This is a genomic window from Flavihumibacter petaseus NBRC 106054 (genome assembly GCF_000974785.1).
Lineage (GTDB): Bacteria > Bacteroidota > Bacteroidia > Chitinophagales > Chitinophagaceae > Flavihumibacter > Flavihumibacter petaseus.
Genome location: NZ_BBWV01000001.1, coordinates 1,189,848 through 1,205,760, shown reverse-complemented (window position 1 = coordinate 1,205,760; position 15,913 = coordinate 1,189,848). Strand labels below are relative to the sequence as shown.

The 15,913-nt window shown below is 46.5% G+C and carries 11 protein-coding genes and 1 tRNA gene; 5 read left to right on the top strand and 7 right to left on the bottom strand.

Translation table 11 applies throughout. The features are described from left to right. Positions 1 to 6: 6 nt before the first annotated feature. The 3 genes from metH to recR form a co-directional block, all read right to left on the bottom strand. On the bottom strand, positions 7 to 2,700 hold the full coding sequence (metH, locus tag FPE01S_RS05050; protein WP_046367739.1) for a methionine synthase: 2,694 nt from the start codon (positions 2,698 to 2,700) through the stop codon (positions 7 to 9). Then, positions 2,700 to 3,716 carry a homocysteine S-methyltransferase family protein gene (locus tag FPE01S_RS25990; protein ID WP_046367738.1) on the bottom strand — a complete coding sequence of 339 codons (1,017 nt, stop codon included), beginning with the start codon at positions 3,714 to 3,716 and terminating at the stop codon, positions 2,700 to 2,702. The genes metH and FPE01S_RS25990 overlap by 1 nt, the downstream gene beginning before the upstream one ends. A gap of 166 nt (positions 3,717 to 3,882) precedes the next feature. Next, complete coding sequence (recR, locus tag FPE01S_RS05040) at positions 3,883 to 4,497, bottom strand: recombination mediator RecR (protein ID WP_046367737.1); 615 nt, start codon at positions 4,495 to 4,497, stop codon at positions 3,883 to 3,885. Between the two features lie 250 nt (positions 4,498 to 4,747). On the opposite strand from recR, the gene FPE01S_RS05035 reads away from it, so the two are divergent. Genes FPE01S_RS05035 through FPE01S_RS05025 form a run of 3 tightly spaced genes read left to right on the top strand, consistent with a single transcriptional unit; the run spans position 4,748 to position 8,570 of the window. Next, positions 4,748 to 6,007 (top strand): outer membrane beta-barrel protein, encoded by a 1,260-nt coding sequence (locus FPE01S_RS05035; RefSeq protein ID WP_046367736.1) that lies wholly within the window; start codon positions 4,748 to 4,750, stop codon positions 6,005 to 6,007. Between the two features lie 41 nt (positions 6,008 to 6,048). Then, the gene (locus FPE01S_RS05030; RefSeq protein ID WP_046367735.1) at positions 6,049 to 7,305 is read left to right on the top strand and encodes a hypothetical protein; all 1,257 of its coding nucleotides are present in this window, start codon (positions 6,049 to 6,051) and stop codon (positions 7,303 to 7,305) included. A gap of 8 nt (positions 7,306 to 7,313) precedes the next feature. Then, on the top strand, positions 7,314 to 8,570 hold the full coding sequence (locus FPE01S_RS05025) for an outer membrane beta-barrel protein (protein ID WP_046367734.1): 1,257 nt from the start codon (positions 7,314 to 7,316) through the stop codon (positions 8,568 to 8,570). A 2-nt stretch (positions 8,571 to 8,572) separates the two neighbouring features. Here the strand turns inward: FPE01S_RS05025 and FPE01S_RS05020 are convergent, their stop codons facing one another. Further along, the gene (locus FPE01S_RS05020) at positions 8,573 to 9,997 is read right to left on the bottom strand and encodes an Ig-like domain-containing domain (protein ID WP_046367733.1); all 1,425 of its coding nucleotides are present in this window, start codon (positions 9,995 to 9,997) and stop codon (positions 8,573 to 8,575) included. 29 nt (positions 9,998 to 10,026) lie between these two features. Between FPE01S_RS05020 and FPE01S_RS05015 the strand changes: the two genes are divergently transcribed. Beyond that, positions 10,027 to 10,548 (top strand): SRPBCC family protein, encoded by a 522-nt coding sequence (locus tag FPE01S_RS05015; RefSeq protein ID WP_046367732.1) that lies wholly within the window; start codon positions 10,027 to 10,029, stop codon positions 10,546 to 10,548. 305 nt (positions 10,549 to 10,853) lie between these two features. Here the strand turns inward: FPE01S_RS05015 and FPE01S_RS05010 are convergent, their stop codons facing one another. After that, complete coding sequence (locus FPE01S_RS05010; protein WP_046367731.1) at positions 10,854 to 11,504, bottom strand: tetratricopeptide repeat protein; 651 nt, start codon at positions 11,502 to 11,504, stop codon at positions 10,854 to 10,856. A 75-nt stretch (positions 11,505 to 11,579) separates the two neighbouring features. After that, positions 11,580 to 12,050, bottom strand: coding sequence for a VOC family protein (locus tag FPE01S_RS05005; protein ID WP_245623944.1), 471 nt, complete (start codon positions 12,048 to 12,050; stop codon positions 11,580 to 11,582). A gap of 140 nt (positions 12,051 to 12,190) precedes the next feature. Between FPE01S_RS05005 and FPE01S_RS05000 the strand changes: the two genes are divergently transcribed. Further along, positions 12,191 to 12,262, top strand: a tRNA-Arg gene (locus FPE01S_RS05000). Positions 12,263 to 12,676: 414 nt separating this feature from the next. On the opposite strand, the gene FPE01S_RS04995 is transcribed toward FPE01S_RS05000, so the two are convergent. Further along, positions 12,677 to 15,844 (bottom strand): efflux RND transporter permease subunit, encoded by a 3,168-nt coding sequence (locus tag FPE01S_RS04995; protein WP_046367730.1) that lies wholly within the window; start codon positions 15,842 to 15,844, stop codon positions 12,677 to 12,679. Positions 15,845 to 15,913: the final 69 nt, after the last annotated feature.

The window sequence follows — 15,913 nt, the reverse complement described above, 5'->3', positions numbered from 1 at the left end:
GAGTAGTTATGCTTCTTCTTCCAGGATCGGCCGAAGCCACTTCCTGATGTCTTCTATGGTCATTTTCTTGCGCGCGGCATAGTCTTCCACCTGATCCGGCTTGATCTTGCCTACGCCAAAATACTGGCTCTGCGGATGCGCGAAATACCAGCCGCATACCGAAGCGGCAGGATACATGGCCAGGGATTCCGTCAGGTGAATACCCGTTTTCTCTTCGCCTCCCAGCAGGGCAAACAGCTTGTATTTTTCTGTGTGGTCCGGACACGCAGGATATCCCGGCGCCGGGCGAATACCCATATACTCTTCTTTGATCAGCGCTTCATTACTCAATTGCTCGCTATCCGCGTAACCCCAGTAGGTTTTCCTGGTCTGTTCATGCAGGTATTCGGCAAATGCTTCTACCAGGCGGTCTGCAAGTGCCTGGAGCATGATCTTGTTGTAATCGTCCTGGTCATCCTGGAATCGTTGCAATGGTGCTTCAATGCCCTGAATGGTAACACTGAAGGCACCGAGGTGATCCTCCACGCCACTGGTTGCCGGTGCAATGAAATCTGCGAGCGAAAAATTCGGTTGCCCTGCGGCTTTTTTGATCTGCTGCCTTAAGGTTTCCAGTGTCACTTTTCCTTCGGCAGTTTCCAGCTCAATCGTATCACGGCCATTGGTCTGCGCTTTCCAGAAGCCCACAACGCCCTTGCCTGTCAGCCATTTTTCCATCACTACTTTTTGCAGCAGGTCCTTTGCGTCGTTGAATAGTTTGGTGGCTTCTTTCCCGATTACGGCATCCTGAAGAAGGTCTGGAAATTTTCCTCCCAGTTCCCAGGCAATAAAGAAGGGACTCCAGTCAATGTAGGGGACCAGTACCGACAGGTCATTCAGCTCCACCTGTTGTGTGCCGAGGAATGAGGGCTTTACCGGATGATATTGTTTCCAGTCGATCGCTACCTTATTTTGCTGGGCCTGTTCAAACGGCAGGTATTGCTTGATGGTTCGTTTCCGGTTGAAATCATCGCGCAGTTTTTCATATTCACTGCTGGTATCATTGAGAAATTTCGGTTTCTGTTCAGCACTCAGCAATGAACCGGCAACGGTAACGCTGCGGGACGCATCCAGCACATGAACCACGCCATTACCATATTGGGGGGCGATCTTAACCGCAGTATGCATGCGGCTCGTGGTGGCGCCTCCGATCAGCAGTGGTTGTTCCATTCCCCGTCGTTTCATTTCATGTGCAACGTTCACCATTTCATCCAGGGAGGGCGTAATAAGGCCACTGAGGCCGATAATGTCAACCTTTTCTTTCTGGGCGGTATCCAGGATTTTGTCTGCAGGAACCATTACGCCAAGATCGATAATGTCGTATCCGTTACAACCCAGTACCACGCCCACGATATTCTTGCCGATATCATGTACGTCACCTTTCACGGTGGCCAGCAGGATTCGTGATGCGGAACCCTGCTGAGCATTTGGATTATTTTTCTTTTCTTCTTCAATATAGGGTGTCAGCCAGGCAACGCTTTTTTTCATTACCCGGGCACTCTTTACCACCTGGGGAAGAAACATCTTGCCAGCACCAAACAGGTCTCCCACCACATTCATGCCGTCCATCAACGGGCCCTCGATAACATCCAGCGGCCGCGGATATTTCTGCCGCGCTTCTTCTGTATCCTGGTCGATATAATCAGTAATGCCGTTGATCAGGGCATGGGTGAGCCGCGTTTCCACCGGCTCCCTGCGCCAGCTTTCATCCTTTACCTGTTCCTTGCCCTTTGCTTTCACTGTTTCAGCGAAAGCAATGAGCTTTTCAGTCGCCTCGTTGTTATCGTTATTGCGGTTGAAGATCACATCTTCGCAAAGCTGCCGCAGCGCGGGTTCAATCTCATCGTATACTACCAGTTGTCCGGCATTCACGATGCCCATGTCCATTCCTGCTTTGATCGCATAGAAAAGGAATACGCTGTGCATCGCTTCCCGCACATGGTCATTGCCCCGGAAGGAAAAGGAGAGATTGCTCACGCCGCCACTCACTTTTACCAGCGGCATTCTCGTTTTAATCACCCGCGTTGCTTCGATGAAATCGACAGCATAGTTATTGTGTTCTTCCAGACCTGTTGCTACCGCAAAGATGTTCGGATCAAAGATGATGTCCTGCGGCAGAAAGCCAACCTGGTTCACAAGGATGTCATATGCGCGGGAACAGATATCGATCCTGCGCTGGAAAGTATCTGCCTGTCCCTTTTCGTCGAAGGCCATCACCACCACGGCAGCGCCGAAAAGTTTGCAGATGCGCGCTTCCCTGATGAATTTTTCTTCTCCCTCTTTCATAGAGATGGAGTTCACGATGCATTTTCCCTGCACGCATTTCAATCCGGCCTCGATGATCTCGAATTTTGAGGAGTCGATCATGATGGGAATCCGCGCAATATCGGGCTCGCTCTGCAGGTAATTGAGGAAAGTAGTCATGGCTTTTACGCCATCGAGCAGCGCATCGTCCATGTTCACGTCAAGAATCTGTGCGCCGTTCTCCACTTGCTGGCGGGCCACAGAAAGTGCTTCTTCGTAATTGTTTTCGCGGATCAGCCGCGCGAATTTCTTCGAGCCGGTAACGTTGGTCCTTTCGCCGACATTCAGGAAGTTGGCTTCCGGGCGGACCACCAGTGATTCCAGCCCGGACAGGCGAAGGTATGGAGCGATCTTGGTCATCAGGCTAGTTCGGTTTCTGTTTCAGGTAATGGCCGGGGGGTAAAGGTACTTACATGTTCTGCGATATGGCGGATATGGTCAGGCGTGGTGCCGCAGCAACCACCGACGATATTCACCCATCCTTCTTTTGCCCAGTCTTCCAGGAAGTGGGCCGTTTGTTCCGGCTGTTCGTCATATTCCCCCATTGCATTCGGCAGGCCGGCATTGGGATAAGCAGAAGTGTAACATGCTGCAATCTGACTCAATTCCGCGATGTGGCTGCGCATCTCTGCAGCACCAAGGGCGCAGTTGAGTCCGATACTGAGCGGTGCTGCATGCATTACTGAAATGTAAAATGCCTCCAGCGTCTGGCCGCTGAGGGTACGGCCGGAAGCATCCGTAATGGTGCCGCTGATCATGATCGGCAGTTCAGGCCTGCTGGTTGTTGTAAAATATTGTTTGATGGCAAAAATGGCTGCCTTGGCGTTGAGTGTGTCGAAAATGGTTTCGATCAGCAGCAGGTCAACACCGCCCGTTACCAGTCCGTCAACCTGTTCTGTATAGGCTTCTACTGCCTCATCCCAGGTGAGCCCGCGGCTGCCCGGGTTGTTGACGTCAGGTGAAATGCTGAGGGTTTTGTTCAATGGTCCGATTGCGCCGGCGACAAAGCGGGGTTTTGCCGGGTTGGCAACTGTGAAGTCATCAGCGGCTTTGCGCGCAATTTGCGCTGCAGCGACATTTATTTCCCTGGCCAGAGGCTCCATATTGTAGTCTGCCAGGCTGATGCGCTGCGCATTAAACGTATTCGTTTCGATAATATCAGCACCGGCTTCGAGGTATTCGCGGTGGATGGCGTCGACAATGTCTGGCCGGGTCAGTGAAAGCAGGTCATTGTTGCCCTTCAGGTCTGAGGGCCAGGCGGCAAACCGTTCACCGCGATAATCTGCTTCCTGTAGTTTATAGCGCTGGATCATGGTACCCATGGCACCGTCGATGATGAGTATGCGCTTTTCGAGTTCCTTGCGGATATTTTTCATACCATTCCTTTTCAATAGTGATGAAACTGCACCAATAAATGTGGGAAACCGTAGTTGGCTGGTTATACATTTATTAGTTCAGTTTTAATATGCCGGCAGGTTGCCAGCGCAGGCCGAACAATAAACAAATCCACCTGCGAAGCTGCAAATATAAGGATTTCCGCTGCTACATCCGCAACTGCTCCACCGGCATCCGGTGCTGGAGGCTGCGCGCAAGCGTCATTTCATCAGCGTATTCGAGTTCGCCGCCGAAGGCGATACCCCTGGCAATGGTTGTGAACCGTATAGTGGTCGGTTGCAGTTTTTTCTGTATGTAATAGATCGTGGTATCTCCCTGGATAGTAGGGCTTAACGCGAAAATCAGTTCGGCTACCGGTTCTTCCACCGTTCTGCGCAAAAGCCTGTCGATTTGCAGCTGGTCGGGACCAACACCGTCAAGTGGCGAAATAACACCACCCAATACATGATAGGTACCGCTGAATTGCTGCGTGTTTTCAATGGCGATCACGTCGCGGATATTCTCCACTACGCAGATGAGGTCCTGCTTGCGATGCATGTCGGAGCAGATACTGCAAAGTTGCTGGTCGGCAATATTGAAACAACGCTGACACAAATGCGTTTCTTTTCGCATGCGTATAACGGCTTCCGTGAACTGTTCCACCTTTTCAGTATCCTGTTTGAGGAGGTGCAAGACCAGGCGAAGAGCGGTTTTTCTTCCGATGCCGGGTAATTTGGAGAATTCACTTACCGCCTGTTCCAGCAGGGCAGAAGGTAGTTGCATCCTTCAAAGTTAGGCCAACTATCGCTTTTTACCTGAATTTGACTTATTTTACCCCTGCTTTACACCTTAACCATGAAAAAAAATCATTGCCCCTACCTGTCGGGGCGGACCTTACACCTTCGTTTTTCACGTATCCTGCATATTCCTCCTGAATTTATTACGTTCCAATGCAATGAAATAGCAAACGATCGGCTTACTGATAGTTGCTGCGTTTAATTTTCCAATACAACTCCTGATTCAAACCTGATCAATGAAAAAATTCATCCTTCCTTCGTTGTGCCTTATGGCCAGTGTCCCGGTTTTTTCCCAGAAGAATTTTGTTCCCGGTTTTATCATCAACAATTCGGGGGAAAGAATCGAAGGTAAAGTCGACCGCCAGCTATGGGTACATACGCCGAAAACAGTCACTTTCGAATCGGCCGGAAATACCAGCATTTATGGCATTAAAGATATTGCCGCATTTGGTGCCGGTGAAGATGCTGCATATGTGAGGCAGGTGATCACCCGCACCACCCGTCCAACTGATATCCATCTGCTGCGGGGAAAACAATATATCGACACCGTTCTGACCGACACTGTTTTCTTACAGAAAATTTCAGATGGCGACTGGAAACTTTATCAGTTGAATGTGACCAAGGTGCAATTCTATCTGCAACGCAAAGATGGTTCCATTGATGAACTCAGGTATGTGGTGGATCTTAAGGAAGACGGACAGTATTATGAGGAGCGGAACTATTTCCGTGATCAGTTGAATGGCGCATTGGTAGAAGAGGGACTTGATCCCCGGCTTGGCCGTAAACTTCCAAAGATGGAGTATACGGAATCCGAGCTGGTGCGTTTTGTGGATGACGTTAACAGGTCAAAGGGGCTGACGGTAAAAAGTGTTGAACGCGCAAAAAAGAAGAAAAAATTTTTGTATCCCTACCTCGGAGCGGGACTTGCTGTAAACAGCTTTGACATCAAAGGAGGCAATGAGGGTGACGTGCCCCTGGGCGATCTTCAGTTCGCAAAAACGGTAAGTCCCGTCTTCCAGGGCGGCGTCGAGTTCAATGATCCCGTCGGTCTCGGAGGGTTCGTGTTCCGGCTTGAACTGGCATGGCAACAGTTTTCAGCAAAAGCTTCCGATTCAGCAGGCCCAATCTTTACCGTTCCGGCATATGAATATAGCTACAACCTGAAAATGAACATATTTCAACCTTCTTTACAGGCTTTTTACCAGGTGTTGAGATATCCAAATTGCAAAGTATACCTGGGTCCCGGAATAGCACTTAACCTGACCAGCTACAAGGAAAATTACATGACGACCTCCAGCGTTAATGGAAGCCGGAGAGAGGATGATTATTTCGGCTTTAAAAATACGTGGCTGTCATTCAGCGCTGTGGCCGGTGCTACAATCAAGGAGCACGCCGACGTACAGGTGAAATACCAGTTTGCAGACACTTTTTCAGAATACGTCAACACTGCTTTTGTTCCCAGGATGCTTCAATTCCAGTTTAATTACCGCTTCTGATCATAATTATTTATTATTGCGCCCTTATTCAAACCTAATCAATGAAAAAACTTATCCTGCCCTTACTGTGCCTCATGGCCGGTATCCCGGCTTTTTCCCAGAAGAATTTTGTTCCCGGATATATCATCAATCAACAGGGCGATACGCTCCGGGGCGACGTCAATGACCAGGGTTGGAGCCGCAGTCCCCGGAAGATTGAATTTCAGGCAGGCGGCAGTATTACCCAGTATGAAATTGCTGAACTGAAGGGCTTTGGCATGACCAATGGTGATGTGTATGTCCGGGAGATTGTAACCCGCTCTACCCGACCTGTGGAATACGATCAACTGCGCCAGTCGTATTCCGACACAACAGTGACGGATACCCTTTTGCTGCGCCAGGTAGTGAGGGGCCAGTGGAATCTTTATGCCGGTTACGTTGACAAACTTCTTTTGTATTATCAGGTCGGAAATGAGCCGCTTACAGAATTGAGCTACGTCGTGGCACTGGATGACAATGCCTCCGGCATCTATTACCGCAATTATTTCCGGGACCAGCTGAATGCCAGACTTGTTACTGCCGGTAAACAGAATGATCAGCTGGAGAGAAAGCTTAGTTCTCTCGACTACCGGGAAAGCTCGATGAAACGATTCTTCGAATTACTCAACGGAGAAAACGGGGGGAATGGCAACCAGCTGGTTCAGGATAAAATAAAGCTGACCCGTTTTTTTGGCGGGATTGGTATGGTGGCTAATTCCCTGGCACTTGAGGCTGATGATGTTGAAGCGATTCGTGAACTCGACAATATTAAAGGCTCGGTGAGTTACAGCGTACAGGCAGGTGTGGAGATTGGCAGCGCCCGGAAACTGCAGCGTTGGGTATTGCGGGCGGAAATCATGTACTATAACTTCAACGCTTCCGGTAGTGGTGAAACGGAGAAAGACCTGTTGGGACATACATCCCAGTATGATTACAGCCTTAAAATGGCCAATGTAAGACCGTCTCTTAGCCTGTTGTATCATATTGTTCGTCAACCTGCATTCCGTGCCTACCTGGGAGGAGGGTATTCTATGAACCTATCATCCTATAAGGAAAACAAGATGGTCAGATACCGGCAGGATAATGACTATACCAGCGTTAAAGATCCTTTCCTTGATTTTGAAAAAGCGTGGGGACAGCTCCTTCTTCGGGGCGGCGTCCAGGTGCTTGACCGATACATGATCGATCTGAACTATGGCGTGCTGGGAAGTTTCAGCAGCTATCCGGCAATCACCGTAAAACCACGGATACTCAATCTCCAGGTAAACTATCGCTTTTAATACTGTACATGAAAAGATTACTGCTTCCAGCGTTGCTGTTCGCAACGTGCCTGCCAGCGATTGCGCAGAAGAATTTTGTGCCGGGTTATGTTGTTAAGCTTGGCGGAGATACACTCAGAGGTGAAATAGACAACCAGGACTGGACAAAAAATCCCCGGAAGATTCTCTTCAGGAATTCCGGTCAGCCTGTGAATTACGGGGTATCGGACATTCGGACGATCAACATTCAGGGTGCTGATCATTACGAGCGGCATATTATTACCCGTTCGACCCGCCCGGTTAATTATGATGAATTCCGCATCGGCTTTGTCGATACGTTGGTGACAGACACTGTTTTTCTTCGCCAGCTGGTAGCCGGTAAATGGAATCTCTATGCGCTGGAGATGGAGAAAAAAATGTTCTTCTTTGGTGTGGAAGATGAGCAACCCGTTGAGCTGAAATACATTGTTACCCAGAACGACAGTACCCTGAATTTCTACGTGACCAATGAATTCCGGGAGCAGCTGAAGGCCAAACAAATGCAGTTTGGTGATGAAAACGGTCCGGATCCTTCCCGTTTGCAGTATTCAGAAACCAGCCTGACAAAATTCTTTATCAAAGCAAATGGCTCCCCGAACAAAACGGCCGCTGAACCTGAGAAAGAAAAGAAGAAGCTGATTACATTTTATGCCGGGGGAGGTGCTATGCTGAACACCCTGACCATGACATCCAGTGTTGATCCGAAATTGAAGAACATGAGTTTTGATGCGACGTTGCGTCCTTCTATCCAGGCAGGACTGGATTTTGCGACTGCACGGAGCAATCAGCGATTAGAAATGCGACTGGAAGCTTCCTATTTTCAGTTTGCTTCGAACGGAAAAGGTTCAACAGAAAAGTCATCCCTGGCAACTGCAAAAGACAATACCTATACTTTGCGGATGAACAACCTGCGGTTGACCCTTAGTGCTGTGTACCATATTATCGCCTATCCGAATCTGCGGGTATTTATAGGTGGTGGATACAGCATGAATTTTTCGGGTTATCCTGAAAACAAAATGGTATCGTATGAAAAGGATCTTGACAAGACTACTGTATTTGATCCGTATTATGACTTTGAAAGTACCTGGCAACAAGTGCTGGTGAGAGCGGGTGTGGTGATCAACAAACGGTATGAAGCGGGACTCAATTACAGCATCCTGGGAGATTTCTCCAATTACAGCAAGCTTGAAATGTCACCACGTACGCTCAATCTGCAGCTCAACTACCGTTTCCGGAAAGGGCAATAAAGTTATTTGAGCGTGATTTCGGCTTCATTATCCCAGTTGCCCTTTATAGTCAGCTTGCGGGGAATGGCCATAACGATTTCCGGTTGACGGCGGGTGGGACCAAAAAATATACCATAGTCCCATCTGCCGTTTCCATTATCATCGTACAATACATTCATTTCGAATTCAGCCGGCCGGAAACGTCGGATCATTAATTCCTTCCCGGTTATCGGGTAATGGTACATTACTTTACCGTTCTGTAACAACTGCAGAACCGGGTGCCTGGCTGTATCTACATTATTGAAGCGGAAACGGATGCTGCCATAATCAGATTCCTTCATGGTGCGGAAATTCACCGTATCCGTTTTGAGGGTGCTTTTGCCCAGGCTGTCCGCGGCCATGTCTTTTTCGCTGATGAGATGGAATTCCTGGTCGAGTGGCCAGGTATAGGCGAGTGTGAATATTTTATTGGTGGTATCGCGGGTGATGGTATAGGGTAGTGGTTTGAATGCTTTATCTGTCAGTATCAGTTTGGTGGAATCAAAAGACTTCAGCGGGTCGGGGAAAGTGAGTGTGAGGGGTTTCAGCACGTCCTGTGCCCCGGCTTCGAGGCTATTGATCATGCGCAGCCGTTTGTCTTCCACTTCGTCATCCTTCTTTTTTTTAGGTGTTGTAGTAGTGGACGGGGCTTTGGGTGCCTTTACCGGCGCTGGTTCAGCATAGGCATACAGGGTCATCGGCTGAGTGGCACCGTTGATGGCTACCGGCTGATCTGCAAATGCAAAAAGTGTTTCGGGGTTCATATACCGGAGGCTGCCGCCCTCGTCTTTCACGGCATAAACGGCATAGGTGCCTGGAGCAAGATTCTGAAAATGAAAGGCGCCTGTTGTATCCACCCTGGTATAATACCGGGGTTTTTCCTTGAATACGGCAGAATCAGTAAAGTCACGGTGCAGCATCACAATCAGGGTACTGTCTGTTTTTCCTGTTTCCGCCAGTTGCACCCTTCCCCGGAATTCGAGGGAATCAAAATAGTTACCGGTTGAAAATATATAGCGGTAGTTTTTAAGCGGGTTACCTTCGTTCACGTCGCGGATCGCTTTGCCGAAGTCGATCACATAGGTGGTATTGGCTTCAAGCGTATCTTTTATCCTGACAGTAACTGTTTTCAGCCGTGACTCGACGATTGGATTGACCTTTGGGGTAGGCGTCACCAGTACGTTCTGTAGTGCGTTTTCCAGGGTTACATATTCATCAAAGCTCATTTCAATTTTCTTTTCATTGAAATGGAGGGTGGAATCTGCGGGGTGAATAGCAACGATGCGTGGCGGCAGGGAGTCACGGGGTCCACCCAGCGGGGGTACGATATTCGCACAGCCTTCCAGCAGCACGGCAGCCAGGATTGAGCTGGAAAGCAGGAAGAGAATGATAAACCAACGGGAGCGCATGTAATTTTTCAAGTTGCAAACTTAGCAAAATGGCTGTACACCGCCTTCATTACCAGCAGTATTTGCCTGTTCCTATGGACCAGGCCTGGTCTTTTTTCATAAATCCCCTGAACCTGGCAAGGATTACTCCACCCGGGATGCGCTTCGAAGTGTTGACGGATCTGACTGATGATCCGATCTTTCCGGGTCAGCGGATCGATTACCGGTTAAGGCCACTCTTCGGGTGGCCGGTGCGGTGGACGACGGTCATATCAATTGTAGAAGCTGGATCCGATCCGGACGGCGATTCTGCTTACCGGCATTTTGTGGATGAACAGGAGAGGGGTCCTTACCGGTTGTGGCGGCATCAGCATCATTTTAAAGCTGTTGCCGGAGGCGTAGAAATGACAGATATCGTTGATTATCAGCTTCCATTTGGTGTTGTGGGTGATCTTGCCGGCGGATGGCTGGTTCGCGGGCAGCTGAAAACCATTTTTACGTTCCGGCGGGAGGCGGTGGAAAGGCTTCTGTTTCCAGATGCCCATCCAGGGGCCATTTCAGCCAGCGATTAAGTCCGGTGAAATTTCAGTTTTACTACAGTTGGGACTCTTTGCCAGGTCGGATTTTCGGCTGTTTCTGGATGCTTAGTCGGCGCATTCTCTGCCCATCTTCCGTTTAATAACGGAGGATGAGCCCAGAAAGAGCCCAGAAAACTCCCAAAACCAACCGAAAACCTGAGTTATAATTGAGCTAATAATGGCTATACAAAAGCCCCGTAAACTACTCCAGGGCTTCTACATTTATTTGAAATTCAATCCTTTGCGTCTTTGCACCATTGCGTGCTTGGCGTGAAACAAAAATTACTTTGCGAGCTTTTCTACCCGGGCATGCGTTGGATGTATTTTTCGATCTGTTTGATCTGGCTGACGATCTCGGGTGTTGCAGGCTTCAGCGCCTTTGCTTTGCGGAAGAAGTCTTTTGCTGCGCGGAATTCCCTTTTGGTCATCATGATAGAGCACATTTGGAGGTAGGCGGCTGATTCGTTTTCCTTGTCGGGCAGTCCTTTGCGGAGAGCAGAACGGATATAGTTTTCTGCGCTTTTGATGTCGCTTTTCTGCATGGCGATCATGCCCATTTGCAGGAGGCTGGCACCTTCGGCTTCTTTCATGGGCATGCCCAGTTCAAGGCCTTTCTTCATCATTTTTTCAGCGCCGTCGAAATCCTGCTTCATCATGGCGATGTTGCCTTTCAGCGTGAAATAGACGGAACGGATGGGTTTATACAGCAGGTTGGGGTATTTGATGGAAGACAGCACTTTCTCAGCACCGTCCATATCGCCGGATTCCATATGCTCCTGGATCAGGCGCATGGGGCCAAAGAAGAAATGTCCGAAGATCAGGATGACGCCGACCAGGTAGGGCAGGAAGGCAGGCCAGAAACCGCCGTAGATATTGGTGACGATGGCGAGCACCAGGAAAGCGATGCCGATCAGGAGGCGGTGGCGGATGACGATATTGTAAAACTTCATAGTCGATGAAATGGCGGCAAAGGTAGTGATTTCCACCCACCTGCCGGGTATTCGGGTATAGCCGGGAAAGCTCCTTTAGGGCTGAAAATCGTCATTGGCTTCGATCCAGTAGCCGTCGGGGTCACGGAACCAGATCTGGCGGATACCGTCCACCCTTTTGGTGACACTGCCGGTTTGTCCCGCCCAGTTTTCATAGGCGATCTTGCGGCTGGTGAGGGTGGTGATCAGGGCATCAAGGTTGCCGGTGCTGAAGCAGAGGTGGGTGTTTTTTTCGCCTTCCGTGGGTTGGTGGCGGCCTTCGATGAGGTGGAGATGGGCTTTATCACCGATGGAGAACCAGGTATGTTTTCCGTCGTGGAAGGGCTCGGGAATGGTATCGAGGCCGACAACTTCCTTATAAAAAGTGGTGCTTTTGGCGAGGTTGGTTACATAGAGCGCGACGTGGTTGATCCGGATATTTTTACCGGCTTTTTGTTGTGCCATGACGGGGGAATGGGTGAAAAAACAGCCGAGTGCGAGCGCAGCGGCAAGAACAAAACATTTCATATAGAAGCATTATGGGCTGTTAAGCTAGTACTTTGTTGCGTTCTGCGGGCAATTGTTCTTTTGACGGGCGCAGGGAAAGGTGAAATCCACTATTTTTGCAGCCCCGGAAAGGTGGCTTCACTTTCGAGACCGCTTTCCATGGCCCCGTAGTTCAATGGATAGAATAGAAGTTTCCTAAACTTTAGATACAGGTTCGATTCCTGTCGGGGCTACTTACATAATAATAAATGAGTGCTAAACGACTTGAAACCCTTGTAAAGGCATTGCTGGCAAACGATTTATCGTTTCTGAGTTAGTTTCTTTCGTTTTGATCCCGTTGGTTGAATTACAGTTTGTTTTACGGGTTTTGTCCACCTATTCCTAAATTGGAATAAGATTCTTTTCAGATCGCAGTCGTATTATTTGTAGAAATCAGATTAATAGTCAAGAGTTTATTCCATACAGTTACGCATTAGTTTAAATCGGCCGTCGACAAACTCCGAGCGGGCAAGCGGTTCCCTGATTTCCAATTATTATTAAATAGTGGTTGCAATGCCGCAGATTAATGTCCAGCTCTTCCCATTTCTGATTATAGCGTTACAGTGAATGGAACTGGAATTATTGTTTCATGGTTACGACGACAAGGTTCAAAGTTGCTTTGTGTTCCACAAATAGACAGGTAGAATAACAAATGTTCCTAAGAAACAGAAAATCAGTCCACCTAAAATTCCTTCGATTAGTGAAAAGAAAGAGATCTTGTTTGGGCCTTCAAAAATGAATGGTAGTAGTCCGCAAGACACCACGATAAAAATGAAGAGAAATGTAGGAAAGTGAGTGGCTACAGATTTAATCAACAGCAGGTTTTGGTTAGCTTTAGGTCTTATCCTAAAGGACTTGCTAACATCAGTTAATATTAGAATCGCGGAACGGATTGCAAATATGCTCACAATGACATAGGCGGCCTGGTTGCTTTGGTCGAGCGTAACATTTCCAAAATAGAAGCTCAAGTAAACTCCTATTAAAGAAGTTGGTATCATTCCTATAATTACGAATGGCTTTGTCAAGTCCTCAAAAAGAATTCCACAAACAAAGTAGATTGAAATCAATCCGAACAATATATAGAGGACTTGTTTTTGTGGTTCTTTATTTTTCCAGATTTCCATATTGTTTGTTGCAGTAAATCCTGTTGGCATCTCGCGATTGGCATCGGCAATACTTAATTTTAGGATGCTATTTCCGATATCACCAGAGCCCATGTATTCGAAGCTTACAATACGGATGTATTGTCGGTCTTCCTTGTAAATAGTGCTCGGGCCTAGTTGTAATTCCAATTGACTAAAATCTTTGAGTCTTATGAGCGAATTTGATTTTAGGGCTAAAGGATCGTTCAATAGATTGAAATTTGAAAACATGGAGGCATTGTTTTCTTTTAGCAGGACCGGATAAAATTGATTATTCAGGATTACATATTGATAAGTGTTTGTCTGTTTACTTATTTCATCTATTAATTGTACAACATTGTGCTTATTGGTCCCGAATAGAGCCATTTTGTTATTATCCATTTGTAATTTGTACTCCCAGGTTTGCCTTTGGCCGTAGTCGGCAAGTTCATTTGTATTGATATTTTGGATTCGTCTATATTTTCTTAATTTGTCACCTAGTTTTATCGCTTGTTTTTCCAATTCATTGAAGTCATACCCCTTAAGCAGTATTTGAAAGTTGGGAATAGCTCCACCGTCATCGTTACTAAATCCCTTACCTACTCCATAAATATTCCATTTGACTCCATTCCAGTTGAGGGAACGATTGATGAGTCGTGATTTTATCAAATGTGGAAAGTTGTTCCTGTCAAATCCTTCTTGGAAACTAATTTCAATATTTCCATTCTGAGCTGAAAGTATGCGTGTCGTAAACCTGTTAATTCCCTGTTCAGTAGATAAATACTCTTCTATTTGAGTTAGAATTCCATTCATTTGGTCAACTGTATTTCCAAATGGCAATTCTGCTCTTACATAAAGTCTAGTTTCATCTAAGTTTCTGTAATTGGCCTTTTCCCTAATCTCTCTCTCAAATAGTCCTAAAATACCGCCAAGCCATATATCGGCAGTTGGACGAATTTGTTTCTGGTAGAATTCACTACCGAGTGTATGGGTGAAAACGTTGTGGTACCATCTATCACCTTCCCATTTGGTAGGGATCATAAACAATGGAAGTCCGAATATTAGAATGAGTATAGTCAAAACTATCTTTCTTTTATTTGCTATTGTTTCAATTGCTCTATAATACAAGTTTAGGTATGACTTACTGATTAACGTTTTGTTTTTATGAATGCGATTGTTTGCAGCTGGATTACTGCTTAAATTATTGGAGAATAGTGAATATAGATTGGGAACTAATACTATGGAAACGATGAATGAAGATGACAATACCAGAGCAATTCCAAAGCAGAAATTACTTAAGTTGATATTTCTGGTGACTGTTAATTTTGATACCAGGTACAGCGGTATTGCGAGTGCAAGCAACGCGCCAGAGAAGGCCCAGTATCCCCATTTCTTCTTTTCCCTAAGGCAATATTTTGACATTTCAATTGTATGCTCCACTCCTAGGAGAATTGAAAATCCTAGAGCAATTATCGTAAATGAGTTAACTTCTATACGGGCTATGGAGGTGAGCAGTACAGAAAGTAGAACATTTGCTATTATGCTTGAAAATAGCACCAGCCTAGTTCTAAAATCTTTGTAAAAAGCTAGTATCAGGATTATTATGATCCCGCAGGACCAGAAAAGGAGTTTAATGTTTTTTTGTAGATCGTCGGACAAATGTGCAGTGTCATCATATGATATAGCTAAATTGAAACTATTTGATAGTTGAGGAGCTGATTTCCTGATAGTATTTTTGATTTCATTTGCCAATAGAAACCTATTGAAGCTGCTTTGTATATAGATCGATATATTAAGAGAATTCTTTCCGTTTATTCTGAAAAAGGATTTAGCGTTTTGTTCTTCAAGATTAATTTGTGCAATGTCGCTTAGATGAATTGTTGTGTTGGAGTTTGATGGAATCTGAATTTGACCGATTTCGCCTATAGTATGAACTGTCGAAGGGATTCGTACAAAGAATTCTTCACCGGCAGTGCTACTAACAGTACCGATGTAATTTGAGTTGAGGTACGCATCTAATGTAGTTTTGAGTAGCGCAGGTTGAATTTTCCAGGCTCGGCACTTTTCTATGTTATACTTAATACTAAGACTTTTATTTTCAGAACCTGAAACGGTGATTGATTTAATACCATCTACGCCCGCCAGCGTTTTTCTGAAAATTGATTCAGCCTGTTTTTTTAGTTCTGATGTTTGTAAGGGTGCTTGAATGTTGTAAACTAAAACAGGAAATTCTTTTTCATTGTTATCAGCACCTCCATTGATAATTGGGTATGTGGTTTCCGGAGGTAGATTCTTATAAATCCTCCTTAGCATCGAGGTTAATTCGAATTTCTTGAATTCCATATCGGTGCCTTTCGAGAATTTTATCGCGATTGTTCCATAGCCATTTCCCGATGAGGATTTTATCTTTTCAATACCGGATAGTTGAGAAAAGGCTGTCTCCAATATGGAGGTGGCCTGTTGCTCAATTTCGAATTCACTATAGTTGGGAATCCCAAAGGAGATCTGGAACTCGTTAATGTTACTTTCGGTTTTTGACTCGAAATCCAGTTTTGGTATAATTAGGATACTGGAAACCATTAAAGTGATAATGAGGGTGACTATCCGGAACGGTGTTATAGTGTCAATCTGGAAGTTGTAGCTATTCTGTCTCATTTCAGTTCTGGCCTTGTGTTATCATTGCGTTAAGTCGGGAAACGACGGATCAAAGTTGTTTTATTTCTC